The following is a 21,980-nucleotide window of genomic DNA, read 5'->3' as shown; positions in this document are numbered from 1 at the left end:
CGCTACACCTCCCGCGATTCAAAATCGATCCGCGGGTCAATCCAAGTATAGGTCAGATCCGAGATTAGACCGACCACCAGACCGATGATCGAAAAGATGTAGAGATTTGCAAAGACCACCGCATAGTCCCGGTTGAGGACGGATTCAAAACTCAGCAGCCCCAGACCATCAAGTGAAAAGATTGTCTCAATCAGCAGGGAGCCGGAAAAGAATGCGCCAATGAATGCGCCGGGAAAGCCGGCGATTACAATCAGCATGGCATTGCGGAACACATGCCCGTAAAGAACCTGATGGTTGGACACGCCCTTGGCCCGCGCCGTCATGACATATTGTTTGCGGATTTCATCGAGAAACGAGTTTTTCGTCAACAGGCTGGAGGTGGCAAAGGCCGCCAGCGCCATAGCGGTCAGCGGCAGCACCAGATGCCAGAAATAATCGAGTATTTTTTCAAACAGGCCGAGTTCGGCGAAATTCTCCGAGGTCAGCCCGCGAAGCGGGAAAATATCCCAGAAACTGCCGCCGGCAAACAGCACAATCAGCAGAATCGCCACCAGAAATCCGGGGACCGCATAGCCGACGATAATGAGCGAAGAGGTCCACACATCAAAGCGGCTGCCATCACGCACGGCCTTGGCAATGCCCAGTGGAATGGAAATGCCATAAGAAATCAGCGTCATCCACAGCCCGAGGGAAATGGACACCGGCATTTTCTCCTTGATCAGGTCGATGACACTGACATCGCGGAAATAGGAATTGCCAAAGTCAAACCGGACGTAATTCCACAACATCGAAATAAACCGCTGCAAGGGTGGCTTGTCAAAGCCAAAATCCTTTTCCAGCTGGCGGATGAATTCCGGGTCGAGCCCCTGGGCACCGCGATAGCGTGACGTAATCGGATCGCTTTGCCCGGACTTCTCCAGATTTGCGTCTCCCACCGAACCGAAATCGCCGCCCGATCCGCTGATCCGCTCAGTCGCGGAAATGGAATTACCGGACAGTTTCGCAATCACCTGCTCCACAGGACCGCCGGGCGCGAACTGAATGATGGCAAAGGTGATTGCCATGATGCCGAGCAGGGTCGGGATCATGAGCAGAATGCGTTTGATAATATATGCGGCCATAGATTTATCGACTCAAGCTTCTGTTGATGCGTCAGTTCGCCTTCGACCACCAGGTGGTTTCAACAGGAAAAGAATAATCAGGTTTATCGTCCGGCCAATCATATTTATCCCACACCGCAACACGGTGATGTTCGGAGTACCATCCAGGAAGCCAGTAATGGCCAGCGCGGACAACCCGGTCAAGGGCGCGCCATGCCGTTTGATGCGTTTGTCGGTCTGTCGCCGCCTCAACTTCGGCAATCAGGGCATCGACCACCGGATCTTTGACACCGGCCCAGTTATTGGCACCTTCCGTGTCAGCCGACCGGGACGAGAATAATTGCTCGGCGGAGGAAAATGGCGTTGCGCCCAGCGACATTGCCGTTCCGACCATATCATAGTCGAACGCCGCCGACCGCGCCTGGAACTGGGCCGGGTCAACGACACGAATCGTCGCCTCAACCCCGACGGCGCGCAGGGATTCAACATATTTGCCGTAAACCCGCTCGAAAACCGGCGAGCGCACCATGATTTCCAGCGTCAGCTGCTGCCCCTGATCGTTGACCAGAGCACCGTCGCGACGCTGCCAGCCGGCCTCTGCCAGAAGCTCAGAGGCGCGCCGCAGCAATGTGCGGTCACGGCCGCTGCCATCGGAAACCGGAGGAACATAGGCTTCGCCAAACACCGCATCCGGCAGTTGGCTGCGATACGGTTCCAGCAAAGCTAATTCAGCACCTGTCGGCACGCCCTCGGCCTTGTAGACAGACCTTTCAACAAAGGACGACACTCGCGAATAGGCGCTGAAAAACAGGTTCTCATTGACCCATTCATAATCAAAGCACAGCACCAGGGCTTCGCGGGTTCGGGAATCGGAAAACTTCGAGCGGCGCGTATTGAGGAAACTGCCCTGAAAGCTGGGGCGCCGTTCCGCCGGAAACAGAACTTTTTTCACTCTTCCATCAAGCACCGCCGGAAAATCATATTCCGTCTCCCAGGTCTTGGAAGTGAATTCCTCGCGAAAGGTCATACTGCCCTTCTTGAAGGCTTCAAAGGCGGTCTGGCGTTCGCGATAGAACTCAACGCGGATGGTGTCAAAATTTGCCTGACCGCGCATCAATGGAAGGTCTTTGGCCCAATAATCCTCAACCCGTTCATAGTCCAGAAACGAGCCTGCATCGAAACCGCCGATCCGGTAGGGTCCCGAGCCAAGCGGCGGGTCCATGGTTGATGCGGAAAACTCCCGATCAGCATAATAGACTTTCGAGAAGATCGGTGCACCGGCCACTTCAAAGATCAGACCGCGCGACTGGGTGCCGTCCAGTGTAACCAGCAGATGTCCATCGTCCAGCGCCTCAATGGCCGCAACTTTGCGGAAACTCTGGGTGAAATCCGGATGCCCGTCCTGTTTCAAGGTGGTCAGCGAATAGGCCACATCATGCGCGGTCAGGGATGAACCATCGTGAAATTTCGCCTCAGGGCGGAGGCTGAACAGAAAACTGTTGCCATCGTCCGAGACCGTCACACTGTCGGCAACAAGCCCATAGGCTGCATCCGCCTCATCCCCGGCACCGGCCATCAGACTGTCGAAAATCAGCTCAAGCCGGGGCGGCGCATCGCCCCTGGTGACATAGCCGTTCAAAGTATTGAAGGTTTGCGGATTCTGGTTGTGGGACCAGCTTCCGGGCGAGAGGACAAAGCGCCCGCCCTTGGGTGCTTGCGGATTGACATAGTCAAAGTACGGAAAATCGGCGGCATATTTCAGGTCGCCGAAAATCGAGAGACCGTGGCGCGCGGCCTGTCCCGCAAAGCCCTCAATGCCTTTGACCGGAGTTTTGGTAAAACCCGGACCAGCGGCCAGAGAGAAGGCCGCCCCGGCGCCCAGAGCGAGCCCTTCGCGCCTTGTTATTGCGCCATCCATTTTGCCAATGCCCGTCCCTGCATTATGCCTTCCGGCCTTGTCAATTCCGACTTTGTCAATTCCGGTTGGGCGAATGCGGCGCTTCATTTCCGTGCCTCAACCTTTGCTGCCTTTTCCTCGTCATACCACCAGATACCGGGAAAGGCCGGTTCGTTGTAATAGGGCAACGTTTCTGGATGTGAGAAGCGGTCCCACCGCGCCGTGCGCGTTTTCAGCAGCGTCCAACCGGGAATAATATAATGATTTGCCAGCAAAACCCGGTCCATGGCTTTTGTTGCGGCAATCAGTTCTTCCCGGTTCTCAGCAAAAATAATGCGCTGGATCAGCTTGTCGACAGCCGGGTCCTTGATGCCGGCCCAGTTGCGCGCACTTTCCTGATCGGCGGCTTCAGAACCGAAATATTCCAATTGCTCATTTCCAGGCGACAGGGATTGTGCCCAGCCGGTATAGATGAAATCAAAATCCCGGCTGCGAACCCGGTTTACCCATTGCGAACTGTCGACGATGCGAACGGCAAGCTCGACGCCGATGCGGGCAAAATTGGCTTTCAGACGCAGCGCCACCTTTTCAAACCGGTTGCTGTTCAGCAGATATTCAATGGCAAACGGTTCATCTGTGGTGCTGTTCACCATTTTGCCGTCTTTGAGCACGTAACCAGCCTCACGAAACAGCCGGACCGCTTCGCGCAGATTGTCGCGATAGGCACCACTGTCCCCGGCAACCGGATTTGTAAACGCGGTCGTGAACACCTCCTTGGGCACCTGATCACGTACAGTTTCGAGGATTTCCAGCTCAAGTCCGGTTGGCACACCGGAGGAGGCAAGTTCGTCGCCGTAGAAATAGGAATCGATGCGTTCATATTCGTCGAAGAAAATGGTCTGGTTCATCTCCTGGAAATTAAAGGCATAATTCAGAGCCTGTCGGACCCGGGCATCCTGAAATTTCTCGCGGCGCAGATTGGGAATAAACCCGATCATCAGACCGCGCCCCCGATCATCGAATGCCTGCTTGATCACCCGGCCATCCTCGACGGCAGGGAAGTCATATCCAGTTGCCCAGACCCGGGCGGTGCTTTCCACGCGGTAATCAAAATCGTCGGATTTGAAAGCTTCCATTTCAACCACGGAATCGCGGAAATATTCGTAGCGGATGCGGTCGAAATTGTTTTGCCCGACATTTACCGGCAGATCTTCGGCCCAATAATCCTCGACGCGGGCATATTCGATGGTGCGCCCGGGCACCACTCGTGAAATCTTGTAGGCACTACTGCCGAGCGGAATTTCCAGGGTTCCCTTGGTGATGTCGCGCTTCTCACCTTTTTCATCCGTTCCCTCCCACCAGTGTTTCGGCATCACCATCAACTGACCGACAATGTGTGGCAGTTCCCGGTTACCGGTTTGATCAAAGCTGAAGGTAACCTCATGCTCGCCGTTGATTTCGACACCGGTCACATTCTTGTAGTAATTCTGATAGATCCGGTTGTTTTTGATCAACGTGTCAAATGACCATGCGACATCGTCGGCTGTCAGAGGCTCACCATCATGCCAGCGCGCCGCTGTATTGAGCTGAAAAGTGACGCTTGAATAATCATCCGGATAGCGCATCTGTGTGGCGATCAACGGATACATGGCAGAAATTTCATCCTGGGATGACGTCATCAATGTATCGTAGATCAGGCCGACGCCGATGCCGAGATTTCCACGTTGCGGCACGGAATTCAGCGTGTCGAATGTGCCGTCAGTCGACAACCGCACAATGCCGCCCTTCGGCGCCTGCGGATTGACATATTTGAACTGGGTGAAATCATCAGGATATTGCGGCGAACCAACCAGCGCTGTGGATTTTTTCCACTCGCTCATGGTCTGGGCACCTGCTGGGGCGATCAGCAGCAATGCCATCAGGAGTGTGGTCAAGGCAGCTACAAAGCCAGCGAGGTTCTGCCGCTGCAGACGCTCGGAATTCCACCTCAATCGCTCAATCAATTTCGTCAAGATCAACCTCCTCATAATTCTCGTTTGCTCGTCCGCAATGCCGGAACATCGCACTCCCCTGCTTTATTTCTATAGACCTCAAGCCGGATTCGACTAGGGCAAAGGTGGCTTTATGACGAAAATTTAAGCGTTCAGATGGCTTTACGGCTGCATTGAGGCGTTTGACCAGGATTGCCTGCCTGCCCGTGAGACACCTTCCGCGCCATGGTCCTGCCGACTGGAACAGGCATCTCAAGACGTCTGGCGGGGGTCAAGACGTCAGGCGGGGGTTAAACTGCGCTATCAAAGATGCAGAATTTCAGCGCGAAATTCGGCCAGGCCAGTGCCTTTTTCGGATGAGGTGAGCAGAATCTCCGGATGTGCCGCCGGCCGTCTGGCAATCGCCGCACGGGTCCGTGTCAAACTGTCTTCAAGGTCAGCGCCGCGCGGCTTGTCCGCCTTTGTCATCACGATCTGATACGATACGGCGCTCTGATCCATCAGATCCAGCGCTTTCAGATCGGTATCCTTGATACCATGGCGGCTGTCGATCAGCACATAGGCCCGGCGCAGATTTGGCCGTCCGCGCAGATAGGAATAGACCAGCCGCGTCCAGGCCTCGACCTGCCCTTTCGGTGCTTTGGCATAGCCATAGCCCGGCATATCGACGATGGTGATATCGTCATTTGTGAAGAAATTCAGTTCCTGGGTGCGCCCCGGTGTGTTGGAGGTCCGGGCAAGACCGTTCTGCCCTGTCAAAGCATTGATCAGGCTCGACTTTCCGACATTGGATCGGCCGGCAAAGGCGATTTCAATGCCGTCATTCTGGGGCAGTTGAACCAATTTGGCGACACCAAGGACAAACCGCCAGGGTCTGGCAAAAGCAAGGCGGCCAACTTCCACCTGCTCCGGCGTAAGGCCAGGTTCAGGCGAGGATGCCGGTTCAGCCGGGGATGCCGATTCAGCCGGGGATGATTGTGTTGTTTCGCTGCTCATAATTCCGCCGCCTGTTGCAATGCGTCCAGATCTGTGCCGCGGATCGCGGCGAGATTGCGGGTGATTGTCGCCGCATCCCAGTTCCACCAGGCAATCCGGCAGAGCCGGTCGATCACTTGTTGATCAAAGCGAAGGCGCACGATACGGGCCGGATTTCCCGCTACGATGGCATAGGGCGGCACAGACCGTGTTACGACTGACTGCGTGCCGATAATCGCGCCGTCGCCGATATGAATGCCCGGCAGGATCGTTGCCTCGCGGCCAATCCACACATCATTGCCCACGATGGTATTACCACGTCCGGTTTCCGGCCACCCGGAGCCAAGATCCCAGCCCCGGCCCATGGCAGCAAAAGGATAGGTGGAAAAGCCGTCCATCGGATGGTTGGCACCGTTCATGATGAATTGCACAGCTGTGGCGATGGCGCAGAAACGCCCGATAATCAACTGGTCACCGATGAAATCGAAATGATATCTGACACATTTCTGCACGAAATTCTCAGGACCATCAGGATCATCGTAATAAGTGTAATCACCGATTTGGATGCGCGGATGATCGACCAGCTGACTGAGAAAGCCCAGTTGCGGGAATTCCGACAGCGGACATGCCAGCTCCGGGTCCGGCCCCAACCCGGCATCGTGATCGGCCGGGCTGGCGCTTTGATCAGAAATGTCTGCAGGCATTGCGATCTCGAATCAGATGGGTTGCAGTAACTTCCGACAGTAAATCAGGTCTGGAAAGAGCGAGCAAACAGCGCACTCTTCAGAGGCAACCCGGTTTGCCCGGTTTGCCCGGTTTGCCCGGTTTGCCCGGTTTGCCCGGTTTGCCCGGTTTGCCCGGTTTGCCCGGTTTGAATGACATCACCGGCCTGTCAGAACTGGCGGATGCGGCAGAAGGAAGGTCCACGGGCACTCAAGCCTTTTCCTTCTGCTCCTTGCTGCCCAGTCCGAGCGCCTCTTTGGTGTTCTTCCAGATCTCCACAGGCACACCCTGGCGGCGCATGATAAGGGACTGCTGAAAGATCGACAGAGTGTTGTTCCAGGCCCAGTAGATCACCAGACCGGCGGGGAAAGAGGCCAGCATAAAGGTGAAAATCACCGGCATCCAGGTGAAAATCATCGCCTGGGTCTTGTCGGGCGGCATCGGATTCAAGCGCATCTGCACGAACATTGTGACGCCCATGATTAGCGGCCAGATGCCGAGCATCAGGATTTGCGGCGGATCCCAGGGAATGAGACCGAACAGATTGAAAATGGAGGTGGGGTCCGGCGCTGCCAGATCCTGAATCCAGCCGAAAAATGGCGCATGTCGCATTTCAATGGTGACGAACAGCACCTTGTAGAGCGCAAAGAAAACCGGAATCTGCAGGACCACCGGCAAACACCCGGCCAGAGGATTGATTTTTTCCTTCTTGTACAATTCCATCATCGCCTGCTGCTGGCGGGCGCGGTCATCCTTGTAGCGTTCACGCAATTCGGTCAATTGCGGCTGGACCTTCTTCATATTCGCCATCGAGGCGTAGGATTTGTTGGCCAGCGGGAAGAAGAAGATTTTTAGCACTACAGTCACCGCCAGAATGGCGAGACCAAAATTGCCAATCAGTTTGTAGAGCCAGTCGAGCGCCACAAACATCGGTTTTGTAATGAAGTAGAACCAGCCCCAGTCGATCATCAGATCGAACCGTTCAATACCGGGATTGTCGCGGTAGCTGTTGATGACATTGACTTCCTTGGCACCGGCGAAGAGACGTGAGACATGGTCCCTGCTGCTGCCGGGGGCAATCTCAACCAACTCTCCGAGAAAGTCTGCCTGAAAGGAATCGCGATTATTGGCATTGTGATAGAAGAAGCGCGGTGTGTATTTCTCGCCCGGCGTCGGCACAATGGCAGCCGCCCAGTATTTGTCAGTCATGCCGAGCCAGCCATTGGTCTCGGGAGCGTATTTCAGTTCGCCCTCATCCATCAGATCGTCATAATCGACTTCCTGCAGACCCTGCTCGCCGATATAGCCAATGAGGCCTTCATGAAGGATGAAAAAATTCTGCGTGTCAGGAATACCCTGGCGCGTGACAAGAGCATAGGGAAACAGGGAGACAGACTGTGAACCGCTGTTTTCAACCGTGTCGGCAATCGTTATGAGATATTCCTCGTCGATCGAATAGACCCGCCTGAACATCAGGCCCTCGCCATTGTCCCATTCCACAGATACCGGCGTGGTTGAGGTCAGACGGTCACCATCAACCAGCGTCCATTCGGTCTGGCCTCCAGGCACAGAAGCGGTGACGCCCTCGCCCCGCACCCAACCGAATTCAGCATAATAGGGTTTGGCAGTTCCCGATGGCGAAAACAGTTGAATGATCGGACTGTCAGGTTCGATCTCCTCGCGGTAATTCTTCAGCGAGAGATCATCAACCCGGCCACCGGCGAGATTGATCGATCCCACCAGATCCGGTGTATCAATGGCAACGCGCTGGCTGGTCTGCAACACCGTCTGGCGTGCGGCGCCTGTCGGCGCGGTCGCCGTTCCGGGGGCGGTGCCTGCCGATCCGGGCGATCCCGGCGTCGGCACAACGCCGCCACCAGCCGTAGGTGCCGGTGTTGTTGGCGTGACTGCGTCGGTTTCAACAGTTTGTGCCTGGCGCTGTTCTGCAAGACGACGGGCATCTTCCTGTTGCGGACCCCAGAGGAAATACTGTGCCGCTATCAGAACGACAGCGGAAAGCGCGACTGCGAGTATTAGGTTTTTATTGTCCTGCATGAAGGATCCAGCTGTTAGGCAACATCATTGGGCTTGATGCCCTGCTCTTTAAGGGGAATTTGATCGATTGGCGAGTGGTCTTCATCAGGTTTCTCGGCTTTTTTGCCAAGTTTGCTCTGGCGGATGCGAATTTGAGAGGAAATTTTGTCGAGTGCACGCGCCAGATCATGCTGGATTTCAGCAAACGGCATTGTGAGAGCTGCCAGACGGCCGACCAGCACATAATCCGTATCAGGCCGAAACTGCGAGTCCTGCCCCGCTGCGGCGCTGGATTTTTCGAGCAGGCGGACAGCTTCCCTGAGCCGCCGCCGGACGCGGTTGCGCACAACCGCGTTTCCAACTTTTCTGGTAACTGTAAATCCAAGGCGGGTGATGCCACTGACTGGACCATTTTCGGGTTCGTCATTTTTGGGTTCGCCCGGGCCTTCTGGCTGATGGTGCCATGCCTGAAGCACAAGGGCGCGGCGCACTTGTTTGTGCCCCCGCGCCACACGCAGAAAATCAGACCGTTTTCTAAGCCGTTCCATTCACCCGTTGCCGACCACTGCTGGTTGCTCCTGGCTGGATTCGACCGCAAATCCGTGTTCAGGCAATCCGTGTTCAGGCAAGCCGTGTTCAGGCCGAGAGGCGCTTGCGGCCTTTGGCCCGGCGGGCAGCAATAACGCGGCGGCCACCACTGGTTGCCATGCGTGCGCGAAAACCGTGACGGCGTTTACGAACCAGTCGGCTCGGTTGGTAGGTACGTTTCATCGATCCATTGCCGCAATGAGAGCGGCCCTCTTAAAAGTCAATCACTACGTCGCGAGACGGGAAATCCTGTAAGCAAAGTTGTTTCAGCATTCAACAGAGCTGATATTTGCCCAAGTCAGCGGGCTTATAGGCAAGATTGATGGTAAAAGTCAATTGATGTGGCGGCAGAATTCCGCAAATCGACAGGGGCGGCCCGATCACTTTGCCGCGCCTGTCATTCACAGCGGCGTGAGACCCGCCGCCACCTGAACTCACTTATGGGTGAGACTCGCGAATTCCGCTTTCGTTTTAACGGCAGAGGGTTATTTAAAGGGCAGTTCCTGCTCCTGACATTGGATGGAACGTGGCACACCGGACACTCACGTCACACCACGCAACACTTGATGATCCTGGAAAGAGGCACCTATGATGCTGTCTGAACAGCCTGATGAGCAATTGCCCATGAATGATGCCCCCAAACAAAACAGGACAGCAGGCATTTTAAAACGCTGGCTGCCGCTGTTCGCAATTGCGGGGTTCATGATTTTTGCGTTTTCCATGGGATGGCATAAGGCGCTCTCCATCAGTGCACTGATCGAAAACCGGGAAAGACTGGCTGCATTTGTCACAGAGAACTTCGCCCTGACCCTGCTGGGTTATACAGCGCTCTATGTGGTGATTGTCGTGCTGTCGCTGCCGGGCGCAGGTATTTTGAGCATATCCGGCGGCTTTCTGTTTGGCTGGCTGGTCAGCGGCTCGGTCACCATATTTGCAGCGACTGCAGGCGCAACACTTCTGTTTATGGCGGTGACGACATCGTTCGGAGCGGCGCTGCGCGAGAAAGCCGGCCCCTGGATTGTCAGACTGAAAGCCGGTTTTGAACAGGACGCCTTCAACTATCTGTTGTTTCTGCGCCTGGTTCCCGCGTTTCCGTTCTGGCTGGTCAATCTGGCACCGGCAATGCTTGGCATTAAACTCTCGACCTATGTGTCGGCGACACTGATTGGAATTATACCCGGTTCATTTGCCTTTGCCTTTATCGGTGCCGGACTGGACAGTGTCATCGAGGCGCAACAGGCCGCCAATGCCGATTGTATTGACAACAGCGCATGTGCCATCGAGATCAGCACCAAGGATCTGGTCACGCCGGAAATTCTCGCTGCGCTGGCGGCACTCAGCGTGCTGGCGCTGATCCCAGTTGTACTGAAGCGGTTGCGCAGTCGCAGGACTGCTTAATCTGAAACCATGGAAAGACGTGAATTATGGGCGAAATCCTCACTCCTGACATCTGCATCATCGGCGCGGGTTCCGGCGGCCTGTCTGTGGCGGCGATCGCAGCAGCCTTTGGTGTTTCCGTTGTCCTGATTGAAAAAGGCAAAATGGGAGGCGACTGCCTGAATTACGGCTGCGTGCCGTCGAAAGCCCTGATCGCTTCAGCGAAAAGCGCTGATGTTATCCGCCATTCGGGCCGCTACGGGATTCATGCGCCTGAGCCGGTTGTCGATTTTCAGAAGGTACATGATTACGTGCACTCGGTGATCGGCGCGATTGCGCCCAATGACAGTGTTGAACGCTTTACCTCAATGGGGGTTCACGTCATTGAAGGGGCTGCGAAATTTGTCAATTCGCGGGTCGTCGAGGTCAATGGCACGCGCATTCGCGCCCGGCGCTTTGTAGTGGCCACCGGTTCAAGTGCGGCAGTGCCGCCGATCAAGGGGTTGCAGGATGTGCCGTTCCTCACCAATGAAAACATTTTCGAGCGCACCGAGGCTCCAGATCATCTGATTATCATTGGCGGCGGACCTATCGGTATGGAAATGGCCCAGGCGCATCGCCGACTTGGCGCGCAAGTGACAGTGGTCGAAGCCTTCACGGCGCTGGCACATGATGATCCGGAACTGACGGAAATCGTCATTGACAAGCTCAGGCAGGACGGCATCGTCATTCGCGAAAAGGTCAAGATTGCCCGCGTCGAGAAAGCCGGAAGCGGAATTGCCGTGGTGCTGGAGGCTGGCGATGACGAAGAAGTCATCACCGGAAGCCATCTTCTGGTCGCTGCCGGGCGCAAACCGAATGTGGAAGGCCTGGGGCTGAAGGACGCCCGCATTCGCTATGACCGTGCTATCAAGGTGTCCAAAAGCCTGCGGACGTCCAACCGGCGCGTTTATGCGATTGGCGATGTTGCCGGCAGCCTGCAATTCACCCACATGGCGAATTATCACGCCGGTCTGGTGATCCGCGCCATTTTGTTCCGGCTGCCGATCAAGGAAAACCGTCATATCATTCCCTGGGCCACCTATACCGATCCGGAACTGGCCCATGTCGGGCTGGCAGAGGAGCAGGCCCGTAAAAAGCATCGCGGAATCAAGGTGTTGCGCTGGCCCTATGCGGAAAATGACCGCGCCCAGACGGAAGGCAAAACCAGTGGTCTGATCAAGGTCGTAGTGAGCAAAAGGGGCAAAATACTTGGTGCATCCATCGTTGGCTATCAGGCCGGTGAAATGATCAATATGTGGTCGCTGGCGATTTCCCAGAAGATGAAAATCGGTGCGATCTCAGGCTACATTGCGCCTTATCCGACTGTCAGCGAAATCAGTAAACGGGCAGCGATCACACATCTGTCCGGTGCCGCCCGCAACAAATGGGTGCAAAGGATCATCCACTTTCTGCGGCGTTTCAACTGAACCGCAGGGCAACCGCACATCGGGTAGAGCGGGGCGGAACGTACTTAAGAAGTCGACCGCATCTGCTTTGGCGCTCCGGTGGCCATGTCAGTGCCGGTATAGGCAAATCCTGCCTTTTTCCACGCACCGAAACCGCCCGCCATATGCGCGATATGGTCAAATCCGGCCGTCAGATAGGCTTCTGCGGCCTTCCTGGATCTGACGCCGGAGCCGCAATGGAATACGATTGGTTTGCCCTGCTGATCCGGCATGTGTTCCGGCTTGAAGGCCTGCATCGGCGCGAGCAATGCGCCATCAATCCGTTCCAGCGCAAATTCCTGCGGCGTGCGCACATCAATCAGAATTATCGCATTTTCGGAAAACGCCTTCTGAACCTCTTCAGGGCTCCAGTTTTCCAGAACGCCGTTTTGTATGGTTTCTGATTTCATAGCTTATCTCTTCCCGGATCGTGTGTTGTTGATATTGAAATTTCCACACCGGTTCCGGCGTTCAGGCTTACCAGACAGCACTGTGTCGTCGGCCGACCCGTTCAGAACCGGTTGAATGGTATTTTGAGATAGGCATGTCCGTCGCTTTCGGGGCTGGGACTTTGCCCGGCGCGCAAATTCATCTGCAGCACATGCAACATGCGATCCGGCAGGGACAGTGTTGCATCGCGCTTTTGGCGCTGAGCAACAAAGGATTGTTTCGAGACACCTTTGCCAATGTGTCTGTTGCTGGCGCGCTGCACTGCCACCGTCGCTTCCCATTCCGGGTCAGCCCTGTCATCTGTTCCATAATCATGGCCGACGAACAGCCTGGTCTCATCAGGCAAGCTCAAAATATCCTGCAAACTGTCATACAGAACCTCTGCCGAGCCACCGGGGAAATCCGCCCGTGAGGTCCCCACATCGGGCTGCATGAAAGTGTCATGGACAAAAGCGGCGTCGGTACCGACCAGATAACTGATCGAGCCGAGCGTGTGGCCGGGCGACAACATCACCCGCACCGGCAGCGAGCCGATCTTAAAGCTGTCGCCATCGGCAAACAGACGGTCGAAATCCCGCGCAGGGTCGAATGCATCAGGAATGTGATAGAGGCCGCGCCACAGATCAGCGATTTCCAGGACTTTTTCGCCAATCGCATTGGGCTTTCCCAAGCGATGCTTGAGAAATGACGACGCCATCAAATGGTCGGCATGCGGATGGGTATCGAGTATCCACTCCACGTCCAGCCCCTCGCGTTCGACATGGCGCAGAATCGCTTCGGCGCTGTCGGTAGTGACAGATGCGCTGGCCGGATTGAAGGTCAGCACAATGTCGATCAGAGCGGCCTTCCTGGTGTCCGGATCAGCGGCAAGATATTGGATGCTGCCGCTATCTTCGTCGTAAAAGCCTGTGATCTGTGCCGATCCCGGTCCGCGGGAGGAACTGGTTCTGGTAATGCTGCTATTGTTGTTCATGCGGTGATAACACCGGTATGCAGAAAAGGTTCCTGGCGGCTCCAGGCCGGATCGTTACGGCTGTCTTCGGCAATAATCCTGCGTGTCCTGCTTGCGCCCTATGTCCATTGGCGGCAAAACGGTTTAAACAGAGATTCCCTAGCCATGAGCTACCGAGACATTGAAAACATAACTCGCTAGAAGGGCAACATGACTCCTGATCTGAACCAGCAGCGATCCCAAGGCACTGCAGCGCAAACCACGGTACCTTTTTCGATCATGGCCAAGCCCGCAGGGGCTCTGTGCAATCTCGATTGCCACTATTGCTTTTATCTGGAAAAGGAAGCGCTGTATCCCGCCGCCCGGGCAATGTCGGATGATCTGCTTGAGCATTATGTGCGCAGCTATATTGCTGCGCAGCCGTGCGAGCATGTCATTTTCGCCTGGCAGGGCGGGGAACCAACCTTGCTCGGTGTCGACTTTTTCCGCCGCGCTGTCGCCTTGCAGCAAATTCATGCCGGCGGCAAAACCGTCGAGAATGCATTTCAAACGAATGGCGTCCTGCTCAATGATGAATGGTGCAGGTTCTTCAAGGACAATGATTTTCTTGTCGGCATTTCGATTGATGGCCCGCGCGCACTGCATGACCGCTACCGTGTCAACAAGGGCGGAAAGGGCACATACGCGCAGGTGCGGCGCGGAATTGACCTGCTGCAAAAACACGGTGTGGAGTTCAATACTCTGACGGTACTGCACAGGCACAATGTCGATGATCCGGCACGGCTCTATCGGTTCCTCAAGAGCATCGGCAGCCGCTATCATCAGTATATTCCGATTTTCGAACGCCTCGGCACTGAACAGACTGAAGCAGGCCTCTCGCTGGTCTCGCCTGCGTTCGCGGGCGCGACCGAGGTCACTGACTGGTCGCTGACGCCCGAGCAATACGGGCGGTTCCTGGTTGAAACATTCGACGAATGGGTGTGCGAGGATGTCGGCCAGATATCGGTGCAGATGTTCGATTCAACATTGTCCTCATGGGTCGGCCGTGGCGCCAGCCTGTGCATTTTTGCAGAGACCTGCGGCAACGGACTGGCGATGGAGCACAATGGCGATGTCTATGCCTGTGACCATTACGTCTATCCGGATTACCGGCTGGGCAACATCATGGAAGAGGATTTGAGCGCGCTTGTTGACGGCGATCAGCAGAGAGCGTTCGGGCAGGCCAAGGCGGCCACACTGCCACGGCAATGCCGGGAGTGTGACTTCCGTTTCGCCTGCAATGGCGGCTGCCCCAAACACCGCGTCGCGATCACGGCCGATGGTGAGGCCGGGCTCAACTATTTCTGTGCCGCCTACAGACAATTCTTCCGCCACGTTGCGCCCCAAATGCGGTACTTGGCTCACCGGCTCAACCAGGGCGGCCAGGCGAGCGATGTCATGTCCTGGACACGGGCCCGGAACCAGGGTTTTCCGGGCCTCAGTATCGGGCGCAATGATCCTTGCCCGTGTGGAAGTGGGCAGAAATTCAAGAAATGCTGCGGGCAGTTACGCAGTTGATCCCTTGCGATTGCAGGGCGAAGACGTTTCCGATCAAATGTTTCAAAATAATCATGAACTGCTCTCGATCGATCCGACTGTCTTCAGCTTGCACAGCGAATGGATGTCAGCCGCACAGGCACTGCGTCGGCTTCCGCAACACCTTCCAGAATAGAAGGCAGGCCGCGGATCGAGATGCCTTCAGCCAGCCGCATCTGCAGCAACTGCCGCAGGCCGCTCACGCTGACCGGCAAGGGAATTATGTCGTCAGCCGGCTATTTGCCGGGCACATGGAACCGCTGGGCGCGAAGACATAAAAAAACCGGCGTCGCCGCCGGTTTTTTCAGTTTGTTACGGTTCAGCGATATTGCTGAATGCGCGTCGTTCGTAACCCTGCCAGACCGTGGCTGTCTATTGACAATTGCCAGGACAGAAATTCCTCCACCGTCAAAGTATAACGGTTACAGGCTTCCTCCAGGCTCAATAGTCCACCACGAACAGCAGCCACTACTTCAGCTTTGCGGCGAATGACCCAACGACGAGTTGAGGCCGGAGGCAAGTCAGCAATAGTAAGTGGCGACCCATCGGGGCCGATCACGTATTTGATACGCGGTTTTATGCGATCGGTCATCAGTACTCTCACACTCAAATCTGATGTGACCAGACCATGCGACTTTAGCGCTCACGCCTTAAATTTTGCCTAAGGTGACTGTAAGGATTTGCTAAGAATTTGAACTGTCTGAAAACCGGTCGGCCGCACTGGCCGCTGCAGACTGAAAACCAGCTGCAGTGCAAATGCGACTGGCCGTGTGACCGGCTCGCACCGGGACTGAAGCGCCCGCGTCATGCGGCAATTGCGGCCACATCGCCCGCCAGATCACGGCGTCTGATCAGCGGGGCCGGTCTTGCGCGGGCGCACAGATCAGCCTAAAAAGCCGCAAAATGACCGGAACCGCTTGGGTTTTGTCATTGTCAGACTATATGCAGGCCATGCATATTGCTTTGCATATGAACCATCTGGACCTTTGTCATGCTGAACAGTCTTGATTTGCCGGGAAAGCCGGAAGACACGCGCATTGTTGTTGCCATGTCCGGTGGCGTCGATTCCTCGGTGACCGCCGCCATCCTGAAGCGTCAGGGCTATCAGGTGGTCGGCATGACGCTGCAGCTCTATGATCATGGTGAGGCCACCCACAAAAAGGGCGCCTGTTGCGCCGGCCAGGATATTCACGATGCGCGCCGTGTTGCCGATATGCTGGATATGCCGCATTACGTGCTGGATTATGAGCAGAAATTCCGTGAACAGGTCATCAATCCCTTCATGGAAAGCTATGTGGCGGGCGAAACCCCGATTCCCTGCGTCGCCTGCAACCAGACCGTCAAATTTTCAGATCTGCTGGAAACCGCCAGAAGTCTGGGCGCTGCGGCGCTGGCGACCGGGCACTATATCGGCAGCCAGCTGCGCGCTGACGGGCACCGCGAATTATTCCGTCCGCTCGACCATGACCGTGACCAGAGCTATTTCCTGTTTGCCACCACTCAGGAGCAGCTCGATTTCATCCGCTTTCCGCTGGGTGGCCTGAGCAAGGCTGAAACCCGCCGGATTGCCGAAGAGCTGAACCTTCATGTGGCACAAAAGCCGGACAGTCAGGACATCTGCTTTGTGCCGTCCGGCAGCTATGCCGATGTGATTTCCCGGCTGAAACCGGATGCGGCGGAAAGCGGCGACATCGTGCATATCGACGGCACTGTGCTCGGCACCCATAAGGGCATCATCCATTATACGGTCGGGCAGCGCCGCGGCCTTGGCGTATCGGCCGCCGATCCATTATATGTGGTGGCGCTCGACGCGGCTACGCGCCAGGTTGTGGTTGGCCCGCGTGCGGCCCTGGCCACATCGCTGGTGCATTTGCGCGATGTCAACTGGCTCGGCAGCCAGGCGCTGTCAGACCTGCCGGAAGATGGCCTGCCGATCCTCGCAAGGCTGCGCAGCACGCGCCCGCCAATGCCGGCAATTCTTTACGCGTCTGCCAGCGGTATCCGTTGCGCGCTGAGCGAACCGCAGGATGGCATTTCGCCCGGACAGGCCTGCGTGTTTTATGAAGATGACAGTGCCGGCAGCCGGGTTCTTGGCGGCGGATGGATCCGCTCGACCGAGCGACCTGCACTGGCTGCGACAGCCGGCGAGCTGCAGGATGGTGTGCGCAAAACCGCAGCTGACTTCCTGATTGCCTGACCCGGCCCGGGCCGTGGCGCCAGCCGGGACGGCGAGATATCAAATCGCCGCGCCGAGAGCGCTTGACACCAATGCGGACGGCCCTTTATATGCGCCTCATTCGTTGCACAGACAATGATTTCCAGGCGTCCCGCCTGTGGCCCTGATCGGGGCGGAGTAGCTCAGCTGGTTAGAGCAGCGGAATCATAATCCGCGTGTCGGGGGTTCGAGTCCCTCCTCCGCTACCAAATCTTACCAACAATATCAATAATCTGAATGATTTGTCAGTACACTCTTGCGGATTCACTTGTTCGGCTGGGTAGCAAATAGGTAGCAGCTAATTAATTTTTTGACTTTGGCGATCAATCAATGGCCGATCTGCTTGCGACTAAGGTGCCCAAGACAATTCTACATCGTATGTGACGTGCTCCCCTGAAACCTCCCTGATTTGAAGTTAGTCTGTTTCCCAATTGAGGAGATAGACGATGAAGAGATCCAGATTTAGCGATGACCAGATCATTGGCATAATGAAGGAGCATCAAGCCGGTATGACGGCCGCTGAGTTGTTCAGGAAGCATGGCATTAGTGATGCTACCTTTTACAAATGGCGTTCCAAATTTGGCGGCATGGAAGTGTCGGAAGCCAAAAGGTTGAAGGCGCTTGAGGAAGAAAACCGGAAACTGAAGAAGCTCCTGGCAGAGCAGATGTTGGATGTTGCGACATTGAAGGAAATGCTGGGAAAAAACTTCTGAAGCCCAGTTCGAAGAGACGAGTTGTGAGCTGGGCTATGAACATCAAAAACTACTCCCAACGCAAAGCGTGTGAACTGGTGGGCATTGCTCCTCGGGTCTATCGCTATCAATCGACACGTCGTGACGATACTGAAGTGCGCAGGCGGCTTGTGGAGCTGTCTGCGGAGCGGCGACGATTTGGCTATCGGCGGCTACACATTCTACTGAAACGGGAAGGCTGGGAACTGAATTGGAAGAAGCTGTACCGGCTTTACAAGGAAGAACGGCTCACTGTGCGCAAACGTGGTGGCCGAAAGTGCGCCTTGGGCACCAGGGCACCCATGGCAATCAACGTTGGAGCTTGGACTTTGTGTCTGACACATTGGTAGATGGACGCAGGTTCCACATCCTGTGTGTGATAGACGACTTCAGTCGGGAATGTTTGGCAACCGTTGTCGACAACTCGCTGTCAGGAACGCGTGTTGTGCGTGAACTGGACCTCATCGCTGAACGCCGGGGCTATCTCTGCATGATCGTCTCTGACAATGGAACGGAACTCATATCCAATGCTATTCTGAAATGGCAACAAGAACGCCAGGTTGAGTGGCATTACATTGCGCCTGGAAAACCGATGCAAAACGGCTTTGTCGAAAGCTTCAATGGGCGCTTGAGGGATGAATGTTTGAACGAGCACTTGTTCTCAAACTTGCCAACTGCACGCAACATGATCGAAGAATGGAAAATTGACTACAACACAGAAAGGCCACATACGAGCCTGAACGGGCTCACACCCCACGAATTTGTAACCCGGTCACAAGACCAAAACTGGAATAGGGCTAACTCTTAGAGCCCGACTCAAAATTAATACGCATTGATTTCAAGTCCTTGCGATAAGGCGGGTGGTGCGCCGGATGGATGCGATGAGCAGCCACGCTTCGGAAGATGCTACGGTTGCCTCCCAGTCTTTTGCCAAGCGACGACATCTTCCAAGCCAGGCAAATGTGCGCTCGACAACCCAGCGCCTTGCAATAACAACAAATCCTTTTGCACCATCGGGGCGTTTGACGATCTCGATGGTCGGCCCATCCATGTTTTGAAGAACAGTTTTCAGCTTTTGCCCAGCATAACCGCCATCTGCAAACAGATGGGCAAGGCTGGGGAAGCTCTCTTTCGTGTATGCGATGGCGTCCGGTGCGCCATCCCTGTCCTGTATATCGGCGGTGTGCGTGATCGCGCCCAGCATATTGCCTTGTGTATCAGTGAGGATGTGACGCTTGCGGCCTGTGATCTTCTTGCCCGCATCAAAGCCGCGCGGGCCGCCGCTTTCCGTGGTTTTCACGCTTTGGCTGTCGATCACACCCGCTGTCGGCTCTGCCGCGCGGCCGGCCAAAAGGCGCGCGGACATGACCAGCGTTTCGTTGATGATGTCGAGCAGGCCGCTGTCGCGTAATCGGTAGAAATAGTGCTGGACCGTTGTGAAGGGCGGGAAGTCTTTTGGCAGCATCGCCCACTGGCAGCCCGACGCCGCTATATACTGGATCGCGTTCCATATCTCGCGCATCGGCCATTTGCGCGGTCGACCGACCTTGCTCGGCGCAGGCATGAACGGCACGATCAACGCCCATTCCTCGTCCGTACAATCGCTTGCATAGCGCAAGTATCTGCGGTCATATTGCTTCCGAGTGATTTCAGTCCAAGCCATCCGATCCTCCATTGTCTTTGCAAACAACAGAGAATCACAACTTGCTGAAATCACTCAACATAATTTTCGGTTGGCCTCTTAAACGGGTACAATCAGGAGAGCACGTCACTAGCAGGGGCTGGATCCCTTTTAACTGGAATCGCACACGCAGCGCCTTTAACTGGCTCAATCCCCAGAGATTTGCCTTGTGCAGCAATCTGCCAATCACTTACATTAGCCGAAACACGGCTGCGACACGTTGGCTCGGTTAATATGCCATATTTCATTAATAAAATTAACTTGAGGGGAAAACCAGCAGATGGAAGCCGCAGAAAGAACAATTGGCCAAATACTGACTGATGAAATTCGATATGAAATTCCGCCTTATCAACGCCCCTATTCTTGGGAAAAGGGTAATGTCGAACAACTCCTCGACGACGCATGGGAAGCCTTCAAAGCAAATGACGAGGAATACTTCATCGGGTCACTCATCACGATCGAGCGAAGCAAAGACGAGTTGTACGAGGTCGTTGACGGGCAGCAACGGCTGACTACGCTGAACCTCATTTTCGCTCGATTGAGAGACGCGGTGAGCGAACCGGCAAAAACTGCGCTTGGAAAGCGTGTACTTCCTCGGAATGAACTGACCGGCGAAGAAGAAACGCCGCGCCTCACACTGCGCCAAAAAGACCAAAGCTTTTTCCGCCGACATGTTTTGGCGAGTCAGGAAATCACCGAATCTATTTTTCGAGAGATTGAGAATAACCAAGATGCGCCAAAAATTAGAATTGCGGAAAACCTTGCTGCAATAAACCAGTTTCTCTCCGAAAAGGACGAGAAAACGCTCAAGCTGTTTGCAAATTATCTTCTCACGAAGGTATACGTAGTCTTCGTTACGACAGCATCTTTGCAGTCAGCATATCGCCTGTTCAATGTGTTAAACGCACGCGGCATGCCGCTCTCAAATGCCGACTTAATCAAGAACATGTTGTTCGCACGACTGGGTGGCGAGACGACCAAGAGCGAAGACCTTGAGCAACAATGGCTGCAACTCGAAGATACAATTGGTATCGAGCGGCTGGATCAGTTCCTGGCGCACCATCGGTCTTCAGTCACTGCGACCAAGGCTCGAAAGACGCTGCACGAGGAATACAAACCGCTCATCGAGATTAGCGAAGACCCGTTTACTTTCCTCGACGGGATAACGACATCTGCACGGAATTATCTTCGCATTCAGCAGAATGGCTTCGAAAATGTTGCGGCGCGCCGTTCTTTGCGTTCGCTCCATCGTGTCGCGTTCGAAGAGTGGGTGCCACCACTCCTCGCCTATCTCAACAATCCGGTCGATGGGATCTCAGAGTTTGAGTTCATCGATTTCCTCGAAAAAATCACTTATCAGAACTGGATAAGGCGGCTTGGGTTCACCGCCCGCCTAACTGTTTATTTCCGATTGATCACTGCAATACGTTCGGGCAAATCGGCCGACGACATTAGATCGATTTTTCGCCATAATACTCAGAATGAGGAGTTTCGAGCCCTGCTCGACGGCGAGGTCTATGGCAAACCCTTTGCGCAAGCTGTTCTGCTGAGACTTGAAGAGGCTGATCAGGATGAATCTGTGACAAAAAACTATGGTGGGAGGATCACAATCGAGCATGTGCTCCCACAGGCATTAAAAGAAGAATACTGGCGCGAGCGTTTCACCGAAGAGACACATCGTAAATGGCTGCACCGCCTTGGAAACCTTGCCCTGCTTGCAGGCAGCAAAAATTATAGAGCGCAGTATTTCGGGTTCGACCGGAAGAAGAAGATTTATTCCGAACGGAACAATAAGGTGTCTTTCGATACGACGAAAAAGATTCTGGATCAGGATGACTGGCGTGCTGAGCAGATCGAATCTCGGCAAAATGGAATGGTTGAAGCTGCCGCAGAAATTTGGGCAATTGCATGAATGTATCGGTGGATAAATCTGAAAGAAATAGGCAGTCTTTCAGAGCAGCTGAATTGAAGTCGGCTCTATGGGACGCCGCTAACACGCTCCGAGGATCTGCAGTCGATCGCACAGATTGGAAGGGCTACATTCTCCCACTACTGTTCTTCAAACGCATCTCCGATGCACAGGACGTCTACTTCGGACGCGGCCAGACAATCTTGCTCAAACGCGAAAGGATCAAACGAAACACGTTCAAACAACGGCGTTTGCTATACCGCAATCAAACCGCTTAAGATCAACATACAGATGA

Annotated in this window: 20 protein-coding genes, 1 tRNA gene and 1 pseudogene; 8 read left to right on the top strand and 14 right to left on the bottom strand. The window is 55.0% G+C overall.

Annotated features, from left to right (window positions below; all coding sequences use genetic code 11):
- Positions 1-2 precede the first annotated feature (2 nt).
- The 9 genes from RAL88_RS15125 to rpmH all read right to left on the bottom strand — a co-directional run bounded on the left by RAL88_RS15125 (position 3) and on the right by rpmH (position 9,491).
- The gene (locus RAL88_RS15125; protein ID WP_306264697.1) at positions 3-1,121 is read right to left on the bottom strand and encodes a microcin C ABC transporter permease YejB; all 1,119 of its coding nucleotides are present in this window, start codon (positions 1,119-1,121) and stop codon (positions 3-5) included.
- Between the two features lie 31 nt (positions 1,122-1,152).
- Positions 1,153-3,105, bottom strand: coding sequence for an extracellular solute-binding protein (locus tag RAL88_RS15120; protein ID WP_306264695.1), 1,953 nt, complete (start codon positions 3,103-3,105; stop codon positions 1,153-1,155).
- On the bottom strand, positions 3,102-5,009 hold the full coding sequence (locus RAL88_RS15115; protein WP_306264694.1) for an extracellular solute-binding protein: 1,908 nt from the start codon (positions 5,007-5,009) through the stop codon (positions 3,102-3,104). Before RAL88_RS15115 ends, RAL88_RS15120 begins: the two co-directional genes overlap by 4 nt.
- 282 nt (positions 5,010-5,291) lie before the next feature.
- On the bottom strand, positions 5,292-5,984 hold the full coding sequence (gene yihA / locus RAL88_RS15110) for a ribosome biogenesis GTP-binding protein YihA/YsxC (RefSeq protein ID WP_306264693.1): 693 nt from the start codon (positions 5,982-5,984) through the stop codon (positions 5,292-5,294).
- Entirely contained in the window at positions 5,981-6,667 is a 687-nt protein-coding gene (locus tag RAL88_RS15105) for a CatB-related O-acetyltransferase (protein ID WP_306264691.1), read from the bottom strand. Before RAL88_RS15105 ends, yihA begins: the two co-directional genes overlap by 4 nt.
- A 79-nt stretch (positions 6,668-6,746) precedes the next feature.
- Positions 6,747-6,896, bottom strand: coding sequence for a hypothetical protein (locus RAL88_RS15100; protein WP_306264689.1), 150 nt, complete (start codon positions 6,894-6,896; stop codon positions 6,747-6,749).
- Positions 6,897-8,741, bottom strand: a complete 1,845-nt coding sequence (gene yidC / locus RAL88_RS15095; RefSeq protein WP_306264687.1) for a membrane protein insertase YidC — start codon at positions 8,739-8,741, stop codon at positions 6,897-6,899.
- A 14-nt stretch (positions 8,742-8,755) separates the two neighbouring features.
- Complete coding sequence (gene rnpA / locus RAL88_RS15090; protein WP_306264685.1) at positions 8,756-9,268, bottom strand: ribonuclease P protein component; 513 nt, start codon at positions 9,266-9,268, stop codon at positions 8,756-8,758.
- 88 nt (positions 9,269-9,356) lie between these two features.
- Positions 9,357-9,491: a 50S ribosomal protein L34 gene (gene rpmH, locus RAL88_RS15085; protein ID WP_306264683.1), complete on the bottom strand. Its 135-nt coding sequence runs from the start codon at positions 9,489-9,491 to the stop codon at positions 9,357-9,359.
- Between the two features lie 405 nt (positions 9,492-9,896).
- Here rpmH and RAL88_RS15080 point away from each other — a divergent pair, with 405 nt between their 5' ends.
- Positions 9,897-10,706, top strand: a complete 810-nt coding sequence (locus RAL88_RS15080; RefSeq protein ID WP_306264681.1) for a TVP38/TMEM64 family protein — start codon at positions 9,897-9,899, stop codon at positions 10,704-10,706.
- A 26-nt stretch (positions 10,707-10,732) separates the two neighbouring features.
- On the top strand, positions 10,733-12,154 hold the full coding sequence (locus tag RAL88_RS15075) for an NAD(P)/FAD-dependent oxidoreductase (protein ID WP_306264680.1): 1,422 nt from the start codon (positions 10,733-10,735) through the stop codon (positions 12,152-12,154).
- Positions 12,155-12,198: 44 nt separating this feature from the next.
- On the opposite strand, the gene RAL88_RS15070 is transcribed toward RAL88_RS15075, so the two are convergent.
- Together RAL88_RS15070 and RAL88_RS15065 are read right to left on the bottom strand one after the other, a co-directional pair.
- On the bottom strand, positions 12,199-12,582 hold the full coding sequence (locus RAL88_RS15070; protein WP_306264679.1) for a rhodanese-like domain-containing protein: 384 nt from the start codon (positions 12,580-12,582) through the stop codon (positions 12,199-12,201).
- A gap of 101 nt (positions 12,583-12,683) precedes the next feature.
- Positions 12,684-13,595 carry an MBL fold metallo-hydrolase gene (locus tag RAL88_RS15065; RefSeq protein ID WP_306264677.1) on the bottom strand — a complete coding sequence of 304 codons (912 nt, stop codon included), beginning with the start codon at positions 13,593-13,595 and terminating at the stop codon, positions 12,684-12,686.
- 189 nt (positions 13,596-13,784) lie between these two features.
- Here RAL88_RS15065 and RAL88_RS15060 point away from each other — a divergent pair, with 189 nt between their 5' ends.
- A complete protein-coding gene (locus RAL88_RS15060) occupies positions 13,785-15,131 on the top strand; it encodes an anaerobic sulfatase maturase (protein ID WP_306264675.1) in 1,347 nt (448 codons plus the stop codon).
- A gap of 83 nt (positions 15,132-15,214) precedes the next feature.
- Here RAL88_RS15060 and RAL88_RS15055 read toward each other — a convergent pair whose 3' ends face one another.
- Together RAL88_RS15055 and RAL88_RS15050 are read right to left on the bottom strand one after the other, a co-directional pair.
- The gene (locus RAL88_RS15055; RefSeq protein WP_306264673.1) at positions 15,215-15,352 is read right to left on the bottom strand and encodes a hypothetical protein; all 138 of its coding nucleotides are present in this window, start codon (positions 15,350-15,352) and stop codon (positions 15,215-15,217) included.
- 116 nt (positions 15,353-15,468) lie between these two features.
- A complete protein-coding gene (locus RAL88_RS15050; RefSeq protein WP_306264671.1) occupies positions 15,469-15,741 on the bottom strand; it encodes a DUF1153 domain-containing protein in 273 nt (90 codons plus the stop codon).
- Positions 15,742-16,140: 399 nt separating this feature from the next.
- Between RAL88_RS15050 and mnmA the strand changes: the two genes are divergently transcribed.
- From mnmA to RAL88_RS15035, 3 genes and pseudogenes are all read left to right on the top strand, one after another.
- Complete coding sequence (gene mnmA / locus RAL88_RS15045; RefSeq protein ID WP_306264669.1) at positions 16,141-17,346, top strand: tRNA 2-thiouridine(34) synthase MnmA; 1,206 nt, start codon at positions 16,141-16,143, stop codon at positions 17,344-17,346.
- Between the two features lie 150 nt (positions 17,347-17,496).
- Positions 17,497-17,573, top strand: a tRNA-Met gene (locus tag RAL88_RS15040).
- Between the two features lie 237 nt (positions 17,574-17,810).
- Positions 17,811-18,903, top strand: a pseudogene (locus tag RAL88_RS15035) (IS3 family transposase).
- Positions 18,904-18,933: 30 nt separating this feature from the next.
- Here the strand turns inward: RAL88_RS15035 and RAL88_RS15030 are convergent.
- A complete protein-coding gene (locus RAL88_RS15030; protein ID WP_306264667.1) occupies positions 18,934-19,758 on the bottom strand; it encodes an IS5 family transposase in 825 nt (274 codons plus the stop codon).
- 298 nt (positions 19,759-20,056) lie between these two features.
- Between RAL88_RS15030 and RAL88_RS15025 the strand changes: the two genes are divergently transcribed.
- Positions 20,057-21,688, top strand: coding sequence for a DUF262 domain-containing HNH endonuclease family protein (locus RAL88_RS15025; protein WP_306264665.1), 1,632 nt, complete (start codon positions 20,057-20,059; stop codon positions 21,686-21,688).
- Complete coding sequence (locus RAL88_RS21725) at positions 21,685-21,963, top strand: type I restriction-modification system subunit M N-terminal domain-containing protein (RefSeq protein WP_371932103.1); 279 nt, start codon at positions 21,685-21,687, stop codon at positions 21,961-21,963. Before RAL88_RS15025 ends, RAL88_RS21725 begins: the two co-directional genes overlap by 4 nt.
- Positions 21,964-21,980: the final 17 nt, after the last annotated feature.

It is taken from the genome of Pararhizobium sp. IMCC3301 (assembly GCF_030758315.1).
Taxonomy (GTDB): Bacteria; Pseudomonadota; Alphaproteobacteria; order Rhizobiales.
The sequence above is the reverse complement of the archived record's forward strand: the minus strand, read 5'-3'. Positions and strand labels throughout refer to the sequence as shown.

Bases quoted from the DNA above. Each gene is read 5' to 3' on its own strand.
- RAL88_RS15025 (WP_306264665.1), top strand. From the start codon at position 20,057: ATGGAAGCCGCAGAAAGAACAATTGGCCAAATACTGACTGATGAAATT.
- RAL88_RS15065 (WP_306264677.1), bottom strand. From the start codon at position 13,595: ATGAACAACAATAGCAGCATTACCAGAACCAGTTCCTCCCGCGGACCG.
- RAL88_RS15070 (WP_306264679.1), bottom strand. From the start codon at position 12,582: ATGAAATCAGAAACCATACAAAACGGCGTTCTGGAAAACTGGAGCCCT.
- RAL88_RS15060 (WP_306264675.1), top strand. From the start codon at position 13,785: ATGACTCCTGATCTGAACCAGCAGCGATCCCAAGGCACTGCAGCGCAA.
- RAL88_RS15120 (WP_306264695.1), bottom strand. From the start codon at position 3,105: ATGAAGCGCCGCATTCGCCCAACCGGAATTGACAAAGTCGGAATTGAC.
- rnpA (WP_306264685.1), bottom strand. From the start codon at position 9,268: ATGGAACGGCTTAGAAAACGGTCTGATTTTCTGCGTGTGGCGCGGGGG.
- yidC (WP_306264687.1), bottom strand. From the start codon at position 8,741: ATGCAGGACAATAAAAACCTAATACTCGCAGTCGCGCTTTCCGCTGTC.
- RAL88_RS15105 (WP_306264691.1), bottom strand. From the start codon at position 6,667: ATGCCTGCAGACATTTCTGATCAAAGCGCCAGCCCGGCCGATCACGAT.
- RAL88_RS15050 (WP_306264671.1), bottom strand. From the start codon at position 15,741: ATGACCGATCGCATAAAACCGCGTATCAAATACGTGATCGGCCCCGAT.
- RAL88_RS15030 (WP_306264667.1), bottom strand. From the start codon at position 19,758: ATGGCTTGGACTGAAATCACTCGGAAGCAATATGACCGCAGATACTTG.
- rpmH (WP_306264683.1), bottom strand. From the start codon at position 9,491: ATGAAACGTACCTACCAACCGAGCCGACTGGTTCGTAAACGCCGTCAC.
- RAL88_RS21725 (WP_371932103.1), top strand. From the start codon at position 21,685: ATGAATGTATCGGTGGATAAATCTGAAAGAAATAGGCAGTCTTTCAGA.
- RAL88_RS15075 (WP_306264680.1), top strand. From the start codon at position 10,733: ATGGGCGAAATCCTCACTCCTGACATCTGCATCATCGGCGCGGGTTCC.
- mnmA (WP_306264669.1), top strand. From the start codon at position 16,141: ATGCTGAACAGTCTTGATTTGCCGGGAAAGCCGGAAGACACGCGCATT.
- yihA (WP_306264693.1), bottom strand. From the start codon at position 5,984: ATGAGCAGCGAAACAACACAATCATCCCCGGCTGAATCGGCATCCCCG.
- RAL88_RS15125 (WP_306264697.1), bottom strand. From the start codon at position 1,121: ATGGCCGCATATATTATCAAACGCATTCTGCTCATGATCCCGACCCTG.
- RAL88_RS15080 (WP_306264681.1), top strand. From the start codon at position 9,897: ATGATGCTGTCTGAACAGCCTGATGAGCAATTGCCCATGAATGATGCC.